A 16,698-nucleotide genomic window follows, 5' to 3' on the forward strand; every position below is an offset into this window, starting at 1 on the left:
GTCGGCACACTAAATTCTTTGCTTTAGAGAGTAAACTCTCTAATTTAAAACCTCATATAAAATGAAGTTCTTGAAAATGGCTCCCCTTGCAAGACTTGAACTTGCGACATACGGATTAACAGTCCGCCGTTCTACCAACTGAACTAAAGGGGAATTACTTGTCTCAACATCAGGTCTATGAAGACCATTATTTGTTAAGTACCAAATAATGGTGCCTCGAGGCGGAATCGAACCACCGACACGCGGATTTTCAATCCGCTGCTCTACCGACTGAGCTATCGAGGCAAAAGAATGGTGCCGACTACCGGAGTCGAACTGGTGACCTACTGATTACAAGTCAGTTGCTCTACCTACTGAGCTAAGTCGGCACACTAAATTCTTTATGCTTTTGTCCGTGTTGCTACTCCCTGTTAAAGAGTGTTGACACCAACAAATCAAATTGTGGTGCCCGGAGGCGGAATCGAACCACCGACACGAGGATTTTCAATCCTCTGCTCTACCGACTGAGCTATCCGGGCAACGGAGCGCTATTAAACGGATTTTCTGCATAACCGTCAACACATTTTTTGAAAATAACTAAAAAAAACGTTCGTTAGTTGTTTTTTTATTCAAAAGTGAGGCTTACGTTTTACCTTGGTTAAAATCTTTCTTGAATTTTGTTACTTTCTCTAAGTATCGGCGCGACTCTTTATTGGGATGTTTCTTTGTTAGTGCCCAGTAAGCTTGACTCGGTTGCAATGAATTTAAGTCACGCATTGCTCGCTTTCTATCCTTACTGAAAGTATTGAGCACGCCACCAGTGCCGCCGTTGTATGCAGAGATCATACTGTACTCAAGCGTGGTTGGGTGTTTTACGTCTTTTAAATAACGATTTTTAAGGATGTAAAAGTATGCGGTGCCTGCATCAATGTTGTTTTCTGGATTGAATAAGTACTCAGGACTTGGTTCTCCAGGTTTCTTTTTAACGAGCTTAAAGACATCTCGTCCAGCGGTTTTAGGTACCACCTGCATAAGACCATAAGCATTTGCCCAGCTCACCGCGTAAGGGTTGAAGCTGCTTTCTGTCTTGATGATTGCATAGATCAAGTCTTCAGGGATGTCATAGCGTTGAGATGCTCGTTGTACTATGTCGGCATACTTATAACTACGTTTGCTCGCATGATCTGCCACCATTGGGATTTCGACGTAGTAGGCTTTTTTAAAGTCGACTTCTTTGGTTTTTAGGTTATTGGCGATCAGGTAATCTGCGAATTTGTTAGCACGCCATGTCCATTGGATGGGCTTTTTCTCTTGGTCTACGACTTGGTTGTAGAGGAAGGGTTGACCTTCTAGCTTTATGCTTTTAGAGGAGAATAGATCAACATGAGCTGGATCATCGGGTGTCAGGAGCGTCGTCATGATCGCATTTTTGAGGTGCTTTTTAGGATCTGTTAAGGAGACGGTTTCTACCGTTATGATACCTTGACTGAAGTTAACTTCTGAACGGCTTAGATAATTGTCTATGTATTTCACATAGTTACTCTTACCTGCCATCTTTACTTCATTGCTGCCCCAGCGCTTTTGGATATTGCCTGAAAAGCTACTAATCAAAGCATCCAACGCACCAGTATCTTTTTCAAATTGCCCTGGTAGTTCTGCCAAATTACTTACAAACCGGTTGGTTGGTTCGTAGTTAACATCATAAATGCTCTCGACAAATTCACGACTGCACCCTGTTAACAACATGGCTGTTAGCAAGTAACTTAGCTTTTTCATAGTTCCTCATACAAAAATGACATCGCGGCGTAAACCATGATGTCATTAAAATTTATTTAAATAAATGTCTTATTCGCTAGGCGGGGTATAGCCATCAATAACGACATCTTTACCTTCGAAAAGGAAGTTAACCATCTCAGTTTCAAGAAGTTTACGATGCTCAGGATCCATCATGTTCAGCTTCTTTTCATTGATAAGCATAGTTTGCTTACTTTGCCATTGTCCCCAAGCTTCTTTAGATACGTTGTCAAAGATACGCTTACCTAGGTCACCCGGGTAAAGTTGAAAATCTAGGCCTTCAGCATCTTTTTGAAGGCGAGCACAAAATACAGTGCGGCTCATAGTGGTTCCTCTTATCGCGTTCGTTGATTCAAACGTCGTTCAGTTCAAAGGGTAGGCTCTCAATAAGCTGCTTTACAGGAGCGGCTAGGCCAATTTCTTCCGGTTTTGATAAGTTATACCAGAGACCTTTAGTCCCTTCCATTATCAAATCTGGTTGTTTATCTAATTTTACTAGTACAGGCGTGATATCTAAGTGGTAGTGGCTGAAAGTATGTCGAAACGCAATCATGGTCTTGATCGAATCGGTTTCATTGTCTTTGATCGAACGAAGGTCTAGTTGATGTTCGATCTCTGCGTTTTCATTTTGAGGGAAACAGAATAGTCCTCCCCAGATACCAGATTGAGGGCGTTGTTCGAGCCATACTTGATTGTTGTGGTACAGAATCACAAACCATGTTTCTTTTACTGGTTTTTCTTTCTTAGGTTTCTTACCTGGAAAGTCGAGTTGTTTATCAAGTTTCTTGGCTTCACACATGCTTTCAATCGGGCACAACGCACATTTAGGCTTGCTACGGGTGCAAACCATCGCGCCCATATCCATCATTGCTTGATTGTACTTATCGACATCTTTCTTCGGTGTGTGTGCTTCGGCGTGTTCCCAGAGCTGGTTCTCGACTTTCTTTTGTCCTGGCCAACCTTCTACGGCAAAGCTTCTCGCAAGTGTTCGTTTTACATTGCCATCAAGAATCGCATGAGGAAGTTTGTGAACCGAAGACAGCACTGCAGCTGCCGTCGAGCGACCTATGCCCGGTAGCGCGTTCATCTCTTCGATAGAAAGCGGAAATTCACCACCATATTGCTCAGCAACGATCTTGGCTGCTTTATGTAGATTGCGAGCTCGTGCGTAGTAACCAAGCCCTGTCCATAAGTGCAGCACCTCATCTTGTTCGGCGTTCGCTAGGTCAGTAACCGTTGGAAAGCGTTCTAAAAAGCGCCGGTAGTATGGAATCACCGTGGCCACTTGAGTCTGCTGAAGCATGATTTCAGATAGCCAAACGGTGTAGGCGGTTTTGTTTTGTTGCCAAGGTAATTCTTTGCGCCCAAAGGCGTCATACCACTTTAATATGGCGGTTGCGAAAGGAGTCACGACATGCTCTATGCTTTGCTATTATTAGGAGTGAAATTGCACCACACTTACGGTTGGATGTAAAACAGACAAATTGTGTGGGAATTTATCCACGGAAAGACTTGCACCGGAGGCAATTCTTTGGATAATCCCCGCTTTGATTAATCAATGTGCAGGCAAAAATCAATGAGTGAAGTGACCACTAACGAATATACTGAAGACGGCAAACTGGTTCGTAAGATCCGTAGTTTTGTTCGCCGCGAAGGCCGCTTAACAAAAGGCCAAGAAAACGCGATGAATGAATGTTGGCCAACAATGGGTATCGACTACAACCCAGAGCTTCTTAACTGGAAAGAAGTATTTGGCAACGATAACCCAGTTGTACTAGAAATTGGTTTCGGTATGGGTGCATCACTGGTTGAAATGGCAAAGAACGCACCTGAGAAAAACTTCTTAGGTATTGAGGTTCACAGCCCAGGTGTTGGTGCGTGTTTAGGTACAGCGCGTGATGCTGGCGTAACTAACCTGCGTGTAATGTGTCACGATGCAGTAGAAGTATTTGAACACATGATTCCAGATAGCAGCCTGCATACACTGCAACTGTTCTTCCCTGACCCATGGCATAAAGCTCGTCACCACAAACGTCGTATCGTTAAGGCTGAGTTTGCAGAAATGGTTCGCGGTAAGCTTCAACTTGATACTGGTATTTTCCACATGGCAACAGACTGGGAAAACTACGCAGAGCACATGATTGAAGTGATGAAAGTTGCTCCAGGCTTCGAGAATATCGCTGAAGATGGTGATTACATTCCTCGCCCAGATGAGCGTCCACTGACTAAATTTGAAGCTCGTGGCCACCGTCTTGGTCATGGTGTTTGGGATATTAAGTACAAGCGTACTAAGTAATTCTCGAGCACAACAAGTGAAGGTAAACCTGCTTTAGGTTAAACCTTACACTTTGTGGGATTGATTAAAGCCAACATTATTGTAATGTTGGCTTTTTTGTCCTTAGGCTTTTATTGCGATAAAGGTTTAAGGACAGAAAGTAATGTTAGAACCCTACAAAAATAACAATATAGAAGTAAGCACACATGAAACCAACTCAAGCTATTTTGGCCGAGATTTTAGACGAAGTTCGTCCCCTAATTGGTCAGGGAAAGGTTGCTGATTATATCCCTGCATTGGCTCGCGTATCGAACCAGAAACTGGCGATTGCGGTATACACCAATGAAGGTGAGGTGATTCAAGCGGGTGATGCAGAGGAAGCCTTTTCTGTGCAATCCATCTCTAAAGCCTTGAGCCTGACGTTAGCTATGGTGTTATACAAGCCTGAAGAGATTTGGCAACGCGTAGGCAAAGAACCTTCAGGACAAGCCTTTAACTCGATGATTCAGCTTGAGATGGAGCACGGCATCCCTCGTAACCCGTTTATTAATGCTGGTGCGATTGTCGTGGCTGACTTATTACAAAGCCGTTTATCAGCACCAAGACACCGTTTATTAGAATTTGTGCGTCAGTTATCGGGTGATACTCATATTGTGTATGACAAGGTTGTGGCAGCTTCTGAGATGATGCACAGCGATCGTAATGCTGCTATCGCTTATTTGATGCGTTCATTTGGTAATTTTGAGAACGATGTTATCCCTGTACTCAACAATTACTTTCATGCTTGTGCGCTTAAAATGACCTGTGTGGACTTGGCGAAGACCTTTAGTTATTTAGCAAACAAAGGTGTGTCGGTTCAAACCAAGAAAGAGATCATCACGCCAGTTCAAACCAAGCAGTTGAATGCTTTGCTAGCGACATGCGGTTTGTATGATGGGGCTGGTGAGTTTGCTTACCGTGTTGGGATGCCAGGTAAATCGGGTGTGGGTGGCGGTATTATCGCTATCGTTCCTGGCGAAATGACTATTGCGGTGTGGTCTCCAGAGCTTGACCCTTCTGGTAACTCTTTAGCAGGTACTAAGGCGCTAGAGTTGCTTTCTGAGCGAATTGGTCGTTCTATTTTCTAAGAGAAAGATGCGAGCACGGGCTTCGTCCTGTAGAACGCTTCGCTCCGAGAGGGGGCTATAAAATAAAAAGGGTTGGCCCTAAAACCAACCCTTACACAATATCTCTCGAATCTATTCGTCCTCTTCTGCCATAAAAGCTTCCAGCAAATCGTTGAGGAATAGCTTCCCTTTTTCTGTTATCTGCCAGTGAGTGTCGGTTTCATTCAAGTAGCCTAGCTCTTTTGCCCATTCAATCGTTTTTTGAATCGAGTCAAAACCAAGCCCTGTCGTATCAATGAAATCCTGCTTTGGACATGCTTCCATTAACCTAAAGCGGTTCATGAAGAACTCAAAAGGGCGATCTTCATTCGGCACTTCAAACTCGTCTGATAGATAAGGTTTCACCATGTTCTGGTATGCCGCTAGGTAGCCTCTAGGATGCTTAACCTTAGTGGTGCGAACAATGCGTCCATCTGCAAAGCTCAGCTTGCCATGAGAGCCACAGCCAATACCTAGGTAGTCACCGAATCGCCAGTAGTTGAGGTTATGTTGGCATTGATATCCGGGCTTGCTGTAGCCTGAAATTTCGTACTGCACATAGCCTGCGTCTGCGAGCTTCTTATGACCCAAGTCGAAAATATCCCAAAGATCATCATCGTCAGGTAACTTTGGTGTTTTGTAATAGAACATGGTGTTAGGTTCTATTGTTAGCTGATACCAAGATAAGTGTGGAGGGTTAAGCTCGATCGCTTTGTCTAGATCCGCCAATGCTTGATCAATACTCTGATCAGGTAAGCCGTGCATTAAGTCTAGATTGAAGCTGTTTAATCCGATCTTATGTGCTAGATGAGCTGCGTTGACCGCTTCATCTTGACCATGAATGCGTCCAAGCCTTTCCAGTTTCTCTTGCTCAAAGCTTTGTACACCCACTGAGATTCGAGTAATACCAGCTTTTTGATAACCTGCAAAACGTTCAGCCTCAATGGTGCCTGGGTTGGCTTCCATGGTTATTTCGATTTCAGGTTTGAACGGAATACGTTGCTCAATACCTTGTAGTAACCGCCCGATGCCTTCAGGAGAGAATAAACTCGGAGTTCCTCCACCTATAAAGATTGAGTGCAATGGACGAGGCATACCATTGAGCTGATATTTTTCGATATCGGTATCGAGATCCTCAAGCAGTGCATCGATGTACTCTTTCTCTGGGATCTCGGCTTTGAGGGCGTGAGAGTTAAAATCACAATACGGACACTTTTGTACACACCATGGGATGTGTACATAGAGGCTAAGTGCGGGTGGTATTAGCGCTGCATTGTGCATTACAGAGCTTGCTCCTTGAGAGTCTTGAATAGTGACGTAAGCGCTTTACCACGGTGTGATAGTTGCTTCTTACGTGAAGATTCAAGCTCTGCTGATGCGCAGTTATCTTCTGGAACAAAGAATACGGGATCGTAGCCAAAGCCATTCTCACCATGTTCTTCGGTAAGGATGCGACCTTCCCATTTCCCGTGACACACGAGAGGTGTTGGATCATTCTCGTGACGCATTAGCACCAACACACAGTGGAAACGCGCAGTACGCTTTTCAGTTTCGACACCTTGCATCGCGTTTAGCAATTTTTCGATGTTCTGTTTATCGGTTGCCCCTTCACCTGAGTAACGCGCTGAGTAGATGCCCGGAGCACCATTTAAGTAATCAACCTCTAAACCTGAGTCGTCAGCAATCGCTGGCTGTCCTGTTTCTTTCGCGGCGTGGCGAGCTTTGATGATGGCATTTTCAATGAAAGTTGTCCCCGTTTCAGCGACTTCTGAAACGTTAAATTCACTTTGTGCGACCACGTCAAAGCCAAACTCAGACAGAATATCTGCCATCTCGCGAACTTTACCTTGGTTGCCTGTTGCTAAAACAATCTTGCTCATGGGAATGTGACTCTAATAAGTGAATAAATGAAAAGTAAGGGATAGCTTACTCTTCTATATAGAATTTCTGTGTGAAGCGCAGTGGGCCAGTGCCTTTCAAGCCTGCGTTAACATCGATGTTAAAGGTGATGTTCTCTTCGTGAGTTACAGGGAACTCAGCAAGGTAATAAATCGCATCACCTTCTTTGATTTCTCGAAACTTCAAAGTTCGGGTGTTTCCAACGAGGTTCTTTGCTGTTCCCGTAATTTTAGCCGTTGTAGCAGGCTTGCCTAGGGAAGCCTTGTCTAACACGCTGATGTTGAGGATTGCTGAGTATCCATTTCGCTTAAGTTTGTATTGCTTAGCGACTTGAGCCGTTAAAAATGTCGAGTTAAAAGCCGAATAGTGAACCTCGACATCTTTGATGTTTTTAAACTGCCCAGCCCAACTAGGTAGGGCAATAAGAGTGGTGAGTAGTGCTGTTATCCATAGACGCATAATGACTCCAATAAATAGCAAAAAGCCATCATAGGAGGGCTTTTTTAGTCTAGTGAAATGGGTGTTTCCCCTTATTTTAAAGGCTTTTTTGTACTGTTTGTATTTACATGTATTGGGTTGTGAGTACTAATTGTGGTCACTTTGTGGATCTCCTTAAAGGGTTGTATCTAACCGCATCTTGTAGGTAATCTGGCGCAAGATGTGCGTAGGTCATAGTTTGCTGAATGGTTGAGTGACCAAGTATTTTTTGTAATGCGAGGATGTTACCACCGTTCATCATAAAGTGACTTGCAAATGTATGCCTTAGAACGTGAGAAGCTTGACCTCTTGGCAATCCGAAATCGCAACTCTTTTGGGTAGAGTAAAACTCATGGTAGCAGTCAGAAAAAAGCCGGCCATTTCCTCCCGTGTGAACTTCTAGTTCCAGATCTTCATCTATCGGTACGGTTCGATTCCTTCCGTTTTTGGTGTCTACAAAAGTAACCCGACCATTAACCAATTGGCTCCCCTTTAAGCTTTCAGCCTCTCCCCACCTTGCCCCCGTAGCTAAGCACAGTTTAGCAACTTTTAGCGCATCACCAGACAGTGAAGAAAGTAATGCGTCTATCTCTAAGTGAGATAAGAATTGCATCTCTCTTGCTCTAGGTCGCTTTATTTTAAACCCCTTAGTTGGGTGAGTGCCGTTGTACTCCTGGGCCTCCATTAACGCGGTAAAAACATTACTTAAACACATAACCTTGCGATTAAACGTAGTCATAGCCTTGTTGTTATCTAGGTGGTAAGCGCGGTAGTCAGCTAGCATTTTATGGGTAATTTGGTGTGCCTTGGGTTTTCCGAGTTCAATATCAATTTGCTTTAGTATCCGATGGTAGGTTGGGGCTGTTTTCTTGCTTTGCCCTTCGTATTTCCACCATAGCTCTATTAGCTCACTTAGAGGTCTACGGTCTGCGGGCTTTTCTAACCAGTCTTTATTATGAGCTGTAGCGAGTACGTGTTTTTCATACTGGCTTGCCTCATATTTTGTATCAAACTTACGGCGGTAACGTTTTCCGTCTCTACCTTGTGGCCGAACATCTACGAGGTACTTATCCCCCTGCTTTTTAATGCTCATAAGTTCTTTACCACCTGACGAACGCGCCCATTGACTCTAAGGCGGTTTAAGTCTTCTTGGGGGAGTAGTAGGTTATCATGATCGGGATTGTCGCTAATGACGTGGTAGCCCTGACTCGCCATGTCGTAACGTAAGCGTTTAACAAGTAATTGGTTGTCAATGGATATCGCATAAACACCATCGTAAATGCCAGCTTGCTCTCGAGTATCTACCACCAACAAATCACCATCCATAAGAGTGGGCAGCATAGAATCGCCACGCGCTTTTATTGCACAGGCATCATCTTCTTTTACTCCGAGATGCTTTAGATCTACAGCTAGCATTAGATGCTCCCCAATAACTGAGTCATCTTGCTGAAAGCAGCCGTCCCCCGCGCTAGCTTCTGCCGAGTAGAGAGGAATAGATACATAATCGCTATCACTCAAAATACGTGCATTTTCTAGCGACACATTCGACGACCCGATCAACCAGTCAGAGCTAACATTGAAGGCATGAGAAATTTTAATCAATGATTCTATATTCGGTTGCGCCTCCCCTTTCAGGTACCTCAGCATTGCAGGGGACGAAACTCCGCATTTGCTGGACATTTGCCTAGCTGACATTCCGTTCCTGAGTTCATTTAATCTATCAACAAAACTAATGCTTTCACTATTCATACTCTAAAACCTTATTGACTGTGATACTAAGTAGTTCTATTCTGCGTGCACGTTAACGTTTCAAATGGAACTTAATTGTTTGATTGCATTTCGATGTATAAGGAAAAATAACATGATTAGCCCTATTCAACCAGATACACCCTATTTACCTGTAGAAGAGTTTGCACGTCGTTGGGGGGTCTCAACTCAATCGGTTAGAAATATGGTTCACGAAGGCAGACTTCCAATAAAAAAGAAAAAGCGTGGAGAGAAAAAGGTTTATATCAACATGCTTGTTCTTTGGGAGCACGCCCAAGCTGATGCTGAAGAGAGCGCTAAAGATAACTTTTTTAGAGCATTTTAAGGGGTAAGGCATGACGCACAGAGATTCCATTATCAACATTTACAACGGACTGGTTCAGAAATACCAGTTTGAGCAATCCACCATGCAAGAAAACAGTACGCCAGATAATACGCGCCATTTTATGAGTGAGAAATTCCGCGAGGGCACAACCAATAAGCTAGATATGCTCGCGCATTTCGCTTCTGACCTTGGAGAGCCTGAATTGGCTGGCTCTATACTTCGTACCGCCTCTAACCTTGGTTGTGACGGTGTACCCCCTATACCTATGTGAGCAAGTGATGAATTATTTTGCTGATTGGGTAATTACCCCCATTGCAATGATGCTGCTAATTCTAGCTATCGCTGAATACTCAGATGGGCTTGCGTGTTTTTTTCCTGTCTGGGTGTTGTTGCTGTGGGGCTTCTGAGGGTTGGGCGGTGGAAGAGATCCAAAAAAAAGAGCAACCATTTCTGATTGCTCTTTTAACAGGAAGATTTTTTAACTCAGGCGTGAACCTGATTTGGTGATTGTAGTATGAACCCTGAAATATATAAAGATGTTTATCAAAGGCTAATGCAGGACTTTTCCTTCAAGGAAAGTTCCGAATGGCTACAGCAAGGCTCTTGCCCTAAGTGTCATAAAAAAGAACTTTACACAGGCGCGGCTTCGCCTTGGGTTCTGCGTTGTGGTCGCCTGAATAAATGCGGTGAAGAAATCCACATCAAAGAGCTTTACCCTGATTTGTTTGAATCCTTTTCAGACCGCTACCAACCTACGCAAAGCAACCCTACCGCCAGTGCGGACGCATTCTTAATCAATGCGAGAGGGCTAGATATCGCATCCCTTAAAGGCACTTACACACAAGAAAGCTACTTTGATACTAAGTTACAGCTAGGCTCTGCAACGGTGCGCTTCACGCTTGCTAAGGGTGTGTATTGGGAGCGATTGATTGACAAGCCTAACCGATTTAACCGCAAAGCTAATTTTATCGGTAAGTATCAAGGCTTGGTGTGGAGACACCCAAGCATTGACTACCACACTGCGCCCGACATCTGGCTTACAGAGGGGATTTTTGATGCGCTGGCACTGATTGAAAACGGTATCGCTGCGGTGTCATTAATGAGTTGTTCAAATTACCCCACTGCCTTTCTTGCTGAACTCAAAGAGCACAACCCAGAGGTGAGAATTGTTGCTGCGCTAGACAGTGACAAGGCTGGGCAAAAGCACACTAAAAAGCTTGTTGAAAAACTGCATTTAGAGCACTGGAACGCGGTAGCAGCGCAGCCCCCATTCAAACTAAAAGGATTGAATGCGCCCGACTGGAACGACCTTCACCAAAGAGAGCGATTGACTGACGCGAACATTAATGAGTATTTGCACTATGGGAGCTTGCTCACTGCGAAAACTGCAACCGATAAGGCTATGGTGATACATGCCCACAACCGAAAGCAGCTATTTTTATTTGATTTTGATAACCGGCTTTTTCAATTCAAGTTGGACTTTGAACGCTACGAACGCGCCATGCGTAACCTTGATGATGGGGAGGCGTTCACTTCACAGGGTGAGTTGGTCGAAAAGGCACTAATTGAAGCAAATAGCATTACAGAGATAGCGAACTGTAAGCCAACCGCTTTGTACTATCAGAGAAACCTTGTCACAGATGAAAGCTGGTACTACTTCAAAATTGATTTTCCTACGGGTGAAGTGGTTAAGAGTGCGTTCACCGCAGGGCAGCTATACAGCGCGTCAGAGTTCAAAAAAAGACTGCTACACATTGCTAAGGGTGCGCTATGGACTGGCTCAGGTAAGCAGCTAGACCAATTCATACTGAACCAAAACGCCCAAAGCATTAAGACGGTCGATACGGTGGACTTTTTAGGCTACAGCAAGGCGCACCAGAGCTACCTATTTAAAGATATTGCTATCAACCAAGGAAAAATAATCCCGCTTAATGAAGAGGATTATTTTGATGTGGCTAAATCCAGCATCAAAAGCCTTGAGCATTCCGTTACGCTCGACATTAACCCCAACCTTAAAGAATACAGTGAAGCGTGGCTACCGTCGTTGTGGGATGCTTTTGGGGCTAAAGGGATTATTGCGCTTTCGTTTTGGTTTGGCTCTCTCTTTTCAGAGCAGATTCGACACCATGATAAGAGCTTTCCATTTTTGGAAATTGTAGGCGAACCTGGTTCAGGAAAAAGTACGCTTATTGAATTTATGTGGAAGCTTTTCGGTAGAGAAAGTTATGAGGGCTTTGACCCGTCTAAATCCACGATTGCAGCGCGAAGCCGTAACCTTTCGCAAGTCTCAGGTATGCCCGTTGTGTTCATCGAGGGCGACCGCATGAATGACGCAAAGCAAAAGGGCTTTGATTGGGAAGAAACCAAGCCACTGTACAACGGGCGCAGCGTTCGCTCTAGAGGTATGAAAACAGACGGCAACCAAACCTACGAGCCACCCTTTCGAGGTGCGCTTGTGATAGCGCAGAATGCTCCCGTAGACGCTACGCCAGCCGTGCTTGAGCGAATACTACACCTCTACATGAGCCGAGCAGCGCAGAGTGCCACCACTAAACACGCAGCCGAGCAGCTTGAGCGTTTCCCTATGGAGTCTCTATCTGGATTCATTGTTAAGGCGACGCTCAACGAAAAGCGCGTTATGGAGGTGTATCACGAGCAACAAAAGCACTACGAACAAGTGTTGTCCGAGCGTGGGTTATCACACATCCGTATCATCAAAAATCACGCCCAGCTTATGGCTTTGGTGGAATCGCTCAGTGAAGTCATTCAACTCAAAGATGAGTGGATAGAGTTATCACTAGATTGCATTTTACAGTTAGCTAAGCAGAGAGAAAAAGCGGTGCAAGCTGATCATATTTCACTGCAAGAGTTTTGGGAGGTGGTTGATTACCTAGAGGGTAGCGGTTGCCAGTTGAATCACTCCAAAGACAAGAGCGTTATCGCGCTAAACCTTAACCAAGTCCAGCAAGTCGCTTCCGAGTGGAGGCAGTCACTTGCTCCGATAGCAGACTTAAAAGCATTGCTAAAAACGGGTAAGCGACATCCCTTTATTGGGAATAAGACCGTGAGTAGTGCCGCGAACGCAGCGCACAACAGAATCCACACCAGCAACCCACGCCCAGATAAAGTGTGGTGTTGGGTGTTCAAAGCTAAATCCGCGAATCAATAGTTGCGATTAAGGCAAGTTAAACACTGCAAGATAGCCTTTGTTGTAAGGCGTAACCCCATCAAACATAAGAGAGAATTGTTATGAAAAAAGAACCAATCACCGTGCTTTACATTAAAGCCTTTACTCACAACAAAGACGATGCAGCCGCATCTGAACTAAAGACCTATGTTACCGATATAGGGGCGGTGAGAGTATGCGAAAAGACAGGGGCGATTGTAGATAGTTACTCAACGCCAGTTAATACACACCCAGAGGGTGCACACGCCATGTTCAACAAAGAGCTAAAGCGCAAATGGGCTCGACTTTCGCACGTTGGTGGGATTGGTCTTGCAGAAGCCTACGCTCGACTTTATGAGTGGCTAAATTGTCATGGGGATCATGGCTTGGTTGTGGGTGTGATTGAGAATGTAGATTGTGAGTTAGACGCACTGATAACCGGAGAAGAGTTTGATCAGAGTTGGGCTAATGTGCTTGGCTGGCTACCTCTTCAAAGCGCGCGAAAGATTGTGCCCCAGCCAGAAGCCCGAAAGAGCACAGGAAACGAAACCGCGAAAGATAGAGCTGTAGAGAGAGCGCAAAATATTTTGTTGTATCGCTGCGCTTTAGCGCATGAAGAAGCCAGTGTGTTGTTAAGTTAAGCCCAGCAATCCCCTCAAAGTAGCTTGCTCGAAGTTAAGGATGGACCATGAAAAAAGACAGCCGAATCATTACCCTCCGCGTGTTGATATTTGATTACACAAGAACTAACGCTTCACCACCTGAATTTAAGACTTTAGTTGGGGGTTTTGAGGCGGTTAGTGTTTGTGAGAGTACGGGGAGGATCATCGATGTATTTGATGTTGCTACTCATAATGCGGATATATTTGAGGGGCTTTGCTGTTGGCTGAATGAGCAGGGTGGGAATAGTCCCATATGGGCAACTCTTGATAGTGCAGAGGGGGTTGGTTTTGACGAATACCGCCAAATCTGGAAGTGCATTATGGGTCGTTTGGATAATTTTCCAGCAAGGCGTTTAATCAGCCATCAGCAACCGCCTCATTGTGGCAATTCAACCACCCCAGAAGAGAGGGCGAGAAAAATGCTAGCAGAAGTACTGTGCGATTTTAAAGACTCACCCATTCCCCTTATTTCACTGCCTCTTTAGGGGGGCTTATCACCCTTAAAGGCCAAGTAACCAATAGAGGAGGGTCTTGATGCTAATGCCGTGTCCGTCTTGTGAGTGTAAGACTCGTATTGTTACCTCTCAGGAGATAACCAATAAAACCCGAAAAGCCTATTGGCAGTGCCTTAACTTTAACTGCGGGGTTCGCTTTAGCACGCTAACCACTGTTGAGGCCATTATTGATACATCAGGTCTACCTCCAGACCCAAGGTTACAGCCTGAGCTTTGCAAGGGTGATGTCAATCAATTAAGCATGCTTTAACCTATCGACCCAAGCCTTGTCTTGGGTCTTTTTTTACACTAAACCACCACGCAATAGACAATCAAGATCACAGCTGCAGCATAGATACCCCTGTCTATGCTGGCCACTTTCGCCCCACCGTCAAGCTCCCCACCGTCAAGCTCCCTACACGGCAACACCCGCGACACATCAAGCGCGGTCATTATTACCAGTTCGAAGTTAGAATATAATACCAATACATAGGGGCGTAAGACTGAAAGGCAGCATAATATAAATATTACCCCTCCAATAAAGCCTCAAATAGCCCCTCAAAAAGAGAAAAATATAATAACTTGCGAAAGGTTAATAAAGTTATTTAAAAACAAAAGGTTAGATAAATACTGATTAAATAAGCATCAATAGACCCTTTTTTTTCAGGCCGCCATCGGAAAACCATTACTTTCATTACTTTTTTAAAATAGTTAAATAAAGTATTGATATGTATACAATAAATTTAATATTTAAATCCTTACTTTTTCATTACCAAACCCTTACCAGTAATGAAATAGATCCATTACCACTTGAAAATTTAAGTTGTTGATTCTAAAGAAAGTAAGTTTTCGGTAAGGAAAAGTAATGGAATAACCCTTACCATTTTTTGTATTAGTAATCATGGGGTTAGCTCCTGTTTTTTGGGGTGGTAAGGAAAGTAAGGGTTTTCCGACGCTGAACTTAAAAAAGGGGTCGCAAAAGAACAAATAATAACCAAGTCATAATTTAGAGCTTTATTCTGAATTTATCGATTTATTGACACTAGGTTTCATGGTGGGTTGTGATGGAAACGAGCAAAATAATGAAGATTGCAGAGTGCAAGAGTGAACTTTATTCCCTCTAGCAAATGCTGTAGTATGTAACTATACAAAACCCTTCTATATTGTAAATCTAGAGCTAAACTTACTATGCCACAGATAATTAATGCGAATTTCGATATGAAACTGACAAGACCATCGTCAAACAAAATAGAAACGGAAGCATTTTTACTCGCAAAGCCGGCTGATTTTGCTTTATCTGATTTTGCTGTCCCAGCAGGCTACCGCTTGGTTGCGAATAAACCAGCGCAAACTCAAGAAGGTGAAACGCAAATTATTTGTCTAATCTACACTGGCGGAGAATACGCGGAGACGGTTTACAAAGTTAAGACTATCGTTCGCAACGAACCAAACGCTTATCTTCCCATTAAGAACTGCACCCAACTTGTAGTGTGGAGACAAATCACCGGCTTGCATGGTCACGTTTTAAGTGGCTTCGCTCGCACCGTATTCAACTTCCTACTGCGCTCGCACAGCATTATGATAACGGACGAACAGCAAACTGAGGACGGCAAGCGTTTTTGGTTAGATCGCATGGGAGAATCTTTCGCCATCGCTGACCGTGATGTTTATTACGTCAACCTGAACGAGCTTGATAATGAAATGTCCCCAGTAATTAAGCGCATCGATAGCTCTAACGACCTAATGGAAAACTACATTCCCAATGAGTGGGGCGCAGATGAAGAACACAAGAATCGAGCCTTCATCATATCAACACAGGAAATATCCTAAAAAGAGCACTCAGGTGCTCTTTTTTATTGCCCCCCTTCTCAGTTCACTCTCGCGCACAAAAACGAACAAATGCGATCCTGACCTTTTTTAATCTCCCATACAAAATCCACCGCAAAGCCTTGTGTACCAAGGCCTGATAGTGAATAAAATCTGCCTATATATGCACAAATCAGGATCGTTTTATTGTGGGGCGGAATTTTGGTGTGGAGGGGAGGGTGAGTCCGAACAGTGGCTGCGCGCGCATTTATCCAGAGAAATCTCAAAAATTCAATTTCACAATCGAAGAGTGACCAACTATAGAGCACTACGATTATGAACACCCCTTTACTCTATATCGCCATTGTAGAAATGCGCCCACCTCTAATTGATATTACTCTTATCCAGCAACGCTAGTTCTATTTTTAGGAAACAGTGCGAATGATGCTGATATGCCCCAAATGCTACTGCACCTCGAGAGTGATAGCACAAGAAGACAAAGCAGATAATACCTACGCCATTCATTGCCAATGCAAGAACGTTATGTGCGCCGCTTTGTTTGTTACTAATATTGAGATGGTAAACGTGACTTATGAAGGAAAAACCCAAGGTAGTAATTAAATGCCCCACCTGCGGTGCTGTAATGAGGGTAAAAACATCAAACCCACTCACAGAGTGCATACGGAAAGTTTTCCTCGATTGCACAGATTCCCATTGTGGCGCGAAAACAACCTTCTTAGCGTCACCTTGTAGCCCCGTACGAATCATAGGTAGAGCCTCCCTTCCATCCGACAAGCTTCAACCTGAAATTGCACGAAAAAGGCGCGAAATGCTCAAAACCGTTGAGCGATGTACCACGCCAAACCCAGCCCCTAAAACCTTGCTTTAACCACGAGCGCAATGATTAGC

Annotated in this window: 19 protein-coding genes and 4 tRNA genes; 11 read left to right on the plus strand and 12 right to left on the minus strand. The window is 44.1% G+C overall.

From position 1 onward, the window contains the following. Positions 1 to 77: 77 nt before the first annotated feature. From AB4407_RS11110 to mutY, 7 genes are all read right to left on the minus strand, one after another. A tRNA-Asn gene (locus tag AB4407_RS11110) sits at positions 78 to 153 on the minus strand. A 56-nt stretch (positions 154 to 209) separates the two neighbouring features. Then, positions 210 to 285, minus strand: a tRNA-Phe gene (locus AB4407_RS11115). A gap of 7 nt (positions 286 to 292) precedes the next feature. Further along, positions 293 to 368 (minus strand) — tRNA-Thr (locus tag AB4407_RS11120). Between the two features lie 74 nt (positions 369 to 442). Next, positions 443 to 518 (minus strand) — tRNA-Phe (locus AB4407_RS11125). Between the two features lie 103 nt (positions 519 to 621). After that, on the minus strand, positions 622 to 1,755 hold the full coding sequence (gene mltC, locus AB4407_RS11130) for a membrane-bound lytic murein transglycosylase MltC (RefSeq protein ID WP_372120588.1): 1,134 nt from the start codon (positions 1,753 to 1,755) through the stop codon (positions 622 to 624). Positions 1,756 to 1,824: 69 nt separating this feature from the next. Further along, on the minus strand, positions 1,825 to 2,097 hold the full coding sequence (locus AB4407_RS11135) for an oxidative damage protection protein (protein WP_010435637.1): 273 nt from the start codon (positions 2,095 to 2,097) through the stop codon (positions 1,825 to 1,827). Between the two features lie 28 nt (positions 2,098 to 2,125). Then, positions 2,126 to 3,184, minus strand: coding sequence for an A/G-specific adenine glycosylase (mutY, locus tag AB4407_RS11140; protein WP_372120589.1), 1,059 nt, complete (start codon positions 3,182 to 3,184; stop codon positions 2,126 to 2,128). Positions 3,185 to 3,349: 165 nt separating this feature from the next. On the opposite strand from mutY, the gene trmB reads away from it, so the two are divergent. Beyond that, positions 3,350 to 4,069, plus strand: coding sequence for a tRNA (guanosine(46)-N7)-methyltransferase TrmB (trmB, locus tag AB4407_RS11145; protein ID WP_048659426.1), 720 nt, complete (start codon positions 3,350 to 3,352; stop codon positions 4,067 to 4,069). A gap of 185 nt (positions 4,070 to 4,254) precedes the next feature. Next, positions 4,255 to 5,175, plus strand: coding sequence for a glutaminase B (glsB, locus tag AB4407_RS11150; RefSeq protein WP_017629544.1), 921 nt, complete (start codon positions 4,255 to 4,257; stop codon positions 5,173 to 5,175). A 111-nt stretch (positions 5,176 to 5,286) separates the two neighbouring features. Here the strand turns inward: glsB and hemW are convergent, their stop codons facing one another. From hemW to AB4407_RS11175, 5 genes are all read right to left on the minus strand, one after another. Then, complete coding sequence (gene hemW / locus AB4407_RS11155) at positions 5,287 to 6,474, minus strand: radical SAM family heme chaperone HemW (RefSeq protein WP_048659425.1); 1,188 nt, start codon at positions 6,472 to 6,474, stop codon at positions 5,287 to 5,289. Then, complete coding sequence (locus AB4407_RS11160; protein ID WP_123284039.1) at positions 6,474 to 7,073, minus strand: XTP/dITP diphosphatase; 600 nt, start codon at positions 7,071 to 7,073, stop codon at positions 6,474 to 6,476. Before AB4407_RS11160 ends, hemW begins: the two co-directional genes overlap by 1 nt. A 46-nt stretch (positions 7,074 to 7,119) precedes the next feature. Continuing rightward, the gene (locus AB4407_RS11165) at positions 7,120 to 7,551 is read right to left on the minus strand and encodes a DUF4426 domain-containing protein (protein WP_048662968.1); all 432 of its coding nucleotides are present in this window, start codon (positions 7,549 to 7,551) and stop codon (positions 7,120 to 7,122) included. Between the two features lie 136 nt (positions 7,552 to 7,687). After that, positions 7,688 to 8,662 (minus strand): tyrosine-type recombinase/integrase, encoded by a 975-nt coding sequence (locus tag AB4407_RS11170; protein WP_372120590.1) that lies wholly within the window; start codon positions 8,660 to 8,662, stop codon positions 7,688 to 7,690. Then, positions 8,659 to 9,318 carry an XRE family transcriptional regulator gene (locus AB4407_RS11175; protein WP_372120591.1) on the minus strand — a complete coding sequence of 220 codons (660 nt, stop codon included), beginning with the start codon at positions 9,316 to 9,318 and terminating at the stop codon, positions 8,659 to 8,661. Before AB4407_RS11175 ends, AB4407_RS11170 begins: the two co-directional genes overlap by 4 nt. Before the next feature lie 112 nt (positions 9,319 to 9,430). Between AB4407_RS11175 and AB4407_RS11180 the strand changes: the two genes are divergently transcribed. From AB4407_RS11180 to AB4407_RS11220, 9 genes are all read left to right on the plus strand, one after another. Then, positions 9,431 to 9,661 carry a DNA-binding protein gene (locus AB4407_RS11180; RefSeq protein ID WP_372120592.1) on the plus strand — a complete coding sequence of 77 codons (231 nt, stop codon included), beginning with the start codon at positions 9,431 to 9,433 and terminating at the stop codon, positions 9,659 to 9,661. 10 nt (positions 9,662 to 9,671) lie between these two features. Next, positions 9,672 to 9,932, plus strand: coding sequence for a hypothetical protein (locus tag AB4407_RS11185; RefSeq protein ID WP_372120593.1), 261 nt, complete (start codon positions 9,672 to 9,674; stop codon positions 9,930 to 9,932). 243 nt (positions 9,933 to 10,175) lie between these two features. Next, a complete protein-coding gene (locus AB4407_RS11190; protein ID WP_372120594.1) occupies positions 10,176 to 12,830 on the plus strand; it encodes a toprim domain-containing protein in 2,655 nt (884 codons plus the stop codon). Positions 12,831 to 12,910: 80 nt separating this feature from the next. Beyond that, the gene (locus AB4407_RS11195) at positions 12,911 to 13,468 is read left to right on the plus strand and encodes a hypothetical protein (protein ID WP_372120595.1); all 558 of its coding nucleotides are present in this window, start codon (positions 12,911 to 12,913) and stop codon (positions 13,466 to 13,468) included. Positions 13,469 to 13,515: 47 nt separating this feature from the next. Next, positions 13,516 to 13,974 carry a hypothetical protein gene (locus tag AB4407_RS11200; RefSeq protein WP_372120596.1) on the plus strand — a complete coding sequence of 153 codons (459 nt, stop codon included), beginning with the start codon at positions 13,516 to 13,518 and terminating at the stop codon, positions 13,972 to 13,974. Positions 13,975 to 14,029: 55 nt separating this feature from the next. After that, the gene (locus AB4407_RS11205) at positions 14,030 to 14,254 is read left to right on the plus strand and encodes an ogr/Delta-like zinc finger family protein (RefSeq protein WP_372120665.1); all 225 of its coding nucleotides are present in this window, start codon (positions 14,030 to 14,032) and stop codon (positions 14,252 to 14,254) included. A 947-nt stretch (positions 14,255 to 15,201) separates the two neighbouring features. Then, on the plus strand, positions 15,202 to 15,813 hold the full coding sequence (locus tag AB4407_RS11210) for a hypothetical protein (protein ID WP_372120597.1): 612 nt from the start codon (positions 15,202 to 15,204) through the stop codon (positions 15,811 to 15,813). 420 nt (positions 15,814 to 16,233) lie between these two features. Then, positions 16,234 to 16,410, plus strand: a complete 177-nt coding sequence (locus AB4407_RS11215; protein ID WP_372120666.1) for an ogr/Delta-like zinc finger family protein — start codon at positions 16,234 to 16,236, stop codon at positions 16,408 to 16,410. Positions 16,411 to 16,432: 22 nt separating this feature from the next. Next, positions 16,433 to 16,678 (plus strand): hypothetical protein, encoded by a 246-nt coding sequence (locus tag AB4407_RS11220; protein ID WP_372120598.1) that lies wholly within the window; start codon positions 16,433 to 16,435, stop codon positions 16,676 to 16,678. Positions 16,679 to 16,698: the final 20 nt, after the last annotated feature.

This window comes from Vibrio sp. 10N.261.46.E11, assembly GCF_041472735.1.
Lineage (GTDB): Bacteria > Pseudomonadota > Gammaproteobacteria > Enterobacterales > Vibrionaceae > Vibrio.

Excerpts from the sequence above, each read along its gene's own strand:
- AB4407_RS11220 (WP_372120598.1), top strand. The coding sequence starts at position 16,433 with ATGAGGGTAAAAACATCAAACCCACTCACAGAGTGCATACGGAAAGTT.
- AB4407_RS11215 (WP_372120666.1), top strand. The coding sequence starts at position 16,234 with ATGCTGATATGCCCCAAATGCTACTGCACCTCGAGAGTGATAGCACAA.
- AB4407_RS11200 (WP_372120596.1), top strand. The coding sequence starts at position 13,516 with ATGAAAAAAGACAGCCGAATCATTACCCTCCGCGTGTTGATATTTGAT.
- mltC (WP_372120588.1), bottom strand. The coding sequence starts at position 1,755 with ATGAAAAAGCTAAGTTACTTGCTAACAGCCATGTTGTTAACAGGGTGC.
- hemW (WP_048659425.1), bottom strand. The coding sequence starts at position 6,474 with ATGCACAATGCAGCGCTAATACCACCCGCACTTAGCCTCTATGTACAC.
- AB4407_RS11170 (WP_372120590.1), bottom strand. The coding sequence starts at position 8,662 with ATGAGCATTAAAAAGCAGGGGGATAAGTACCTCGTAGATGTTCGGCCA.
- AB4407_RS11160 (WP_123284039.1), bottom strand. The coding sequence starts at position 7,073 with ATGAGCAAGATTGTTTTAGCAACAGGCAACCAAGGTAAAGTTCGCGAG.
- trmB (WP_048659426.1), top strand. The coding sequence starts at position 3,350 with ATGAGTGAAGTGACCACTAACGAATATACTGAAGACGGCAAACTGGTT.
- glsB (WP_017629544.1), top strand. The coding sequence starts at position 4,255 with ATGAAACCAACTCAAGCTATTTTGGCCGAGATTTTAGACGAAGTTCGT.
- AB4407_RS11180 (WP_372120592.1), top strand. The coding sequence starts at position 9,431 with ATGATTAGCCCTATTCAACCAGATACACCCTATTTACCTGTAGAAGAG.
- AB4407_RS11135 (WP_010435637.1), bottom strand. The coding sequence starts at position 2,097 with ATGAGCCGCACTGTATTTTGTGCTCGCCTTCAAAAAGATGCTGAAGGC.
- AB4407_RS11190 (WP_372120594.1), top strand. The coding sequence starts at position 10,176 with ATGAACCCTGAAATATATAAAGATGTTTATCAAAGGCTAATGCAGGAC.
- AB4407_RS11205 (WP_372120665.1), top strand. The coding sequence starts at position 14,030 with ATGCCGTGTCCGTCTTGTGAGTGTAAGACTCGTATTGTTACCTCTCAG.
- AB4407_RS11175 (WP_372120591.1), bottom strand. The coding sequence starts at position 9,318 with ATGAATAGTGAAAGCATTAGTTTTGTTGATAGATTAAATGAACTCAGG.
- AB4407_RS11165 (WP_048662968.1), bottom strand. The coding sequence starts at position 7,551 with ATGCGTCTATGGATAACAGCACTACTCACCACTCTTATTGCCCTACCT.
- AB4407_RS11210 (WP_372120597.1), top strand. The coding sequence starts at position 15,202 with ATGAAACTGACAAGACCATCGTCAAACAAAATAGAAACGGAAGCATTT.
- AB4407_RS11195 (WP_372120595.1), top strand. The coding sequence starts at position 12,911 with ATGAAAAAAGAACCAATCACCGTGCTTTACATTAAAGCCTTTACTCAC.
- AB4407_RS11185 (WP_372120593.1), top strand. The coding sequence starts at position 9,672 with ATGACGCACAGAGATTCCATTATCAACATTTACAACGGACTGGTTCAG.